Annotated in this window: 1 protein-coding gene and 1 tRNA gene; one reads left to right on the top strand and one right to left on the bottom strand. The window is 66.5% G+C overall.

The window, feature by feature from the left end:
- Positions 1–67 precede the first annotated feature (67 nt).
- Entirely contained in the window at positions 68–373 is a 306-nt protein-coding gene (locus APM_RS12795) for a YggT family protein (protein WP_007423795.1), read from the bottom strand.
- Between the two features lie 117 nt (positions 374–490).
- Here APM_RS12795 and APM_RS12790 point away from each other — a divergent pair.
- Positions 491–566: transfer RNA gene (locus APM_RS12790), tRNA-Ala, on the top strand.
- The last annotated feature ends 117 nt before the right edge of the window (positions 567–683 follow it).

Below are 683 nucleotides of genomic sequence, written 5' to 3'. Positions count from 1 at the left end.
GCCACCTCGGCGCGCAGGGCGGCGGCGACCGCCTTGCCGTCGATGACGCGGGCCGCCATCGGGGCGCTCACTGGTAGCCCATCGCGGCGAGGTGGCCGTAGAGCCCGCCGAGGAAGATCTGCAGCGCGCGCAGCAGCAGGAAGCCGACGATGAAGGAAATGTCGATGCCGCCGATCGCGGGGATGAAGCGGCGGAACGGCGCGAGGAAGGGCTCGGTGGCGCGGAAGAGGAAATCCTCGATCCGGTAGACGATGTGGTTGCGGGTGTCGAGCACGCCGAACGCCATGAGCCAGCTGAAGATCGCCGCCGCGATCATGATGTAGATGTAGATCTGGATGGCCTCGTCGAGGAACCAGAAAACCGCTCCGAGCATCGTAACCCTCCTTGGCTGGTGCCCGGGTTAGCGAAGCACGGCGTTTCGCGCAACGTGACAAGGCGGACGAGGTGGCTTGACTTCCGGCTCAGGGTGCGCGATTGGCCGCGCAGGGATGGGGCTGTAGCTCAGTTGGGAGAGCGCCTCGTTCGCAATGAGGAGGTCAGGGGTTCGATTCCCCTCAGCTCCACCATCCCGCTTCTTTCCCCAGGTTGATTGGTGCGCATGACGAAGACAGGGGGCGATCCGACCCGCGATGCGGCGTTCGCGCTGCTGTCCGCCGTGCTGGACCGGCGCGCGCCGCTGGACG

Source organism: Acidiphilium sp. PM, from assembly GCF_000219295.1.
GTDB lineage: Bacteria > Pseudomonadota > Alphaproteobacteria > Acetobacterales > Acetobacteraceae > Acidiphilium > Acidiphilium multivorum.
The sequence above is the reverse complement of the archived record's forward strand: the minus strand, read 5'-3'. Positions and strand labels throughout refer to the sequence as shown.

What these genes read in the sequence shown, in the direction of transcription:
- APM_RS12795 (WP_007423795.1), bottom strand. Translation starts at nt 373, where the DNA reads ATGCTCGGAGCGGTTTTCTGGTTCCTCGACGAGGCCATCCAGATCTAC.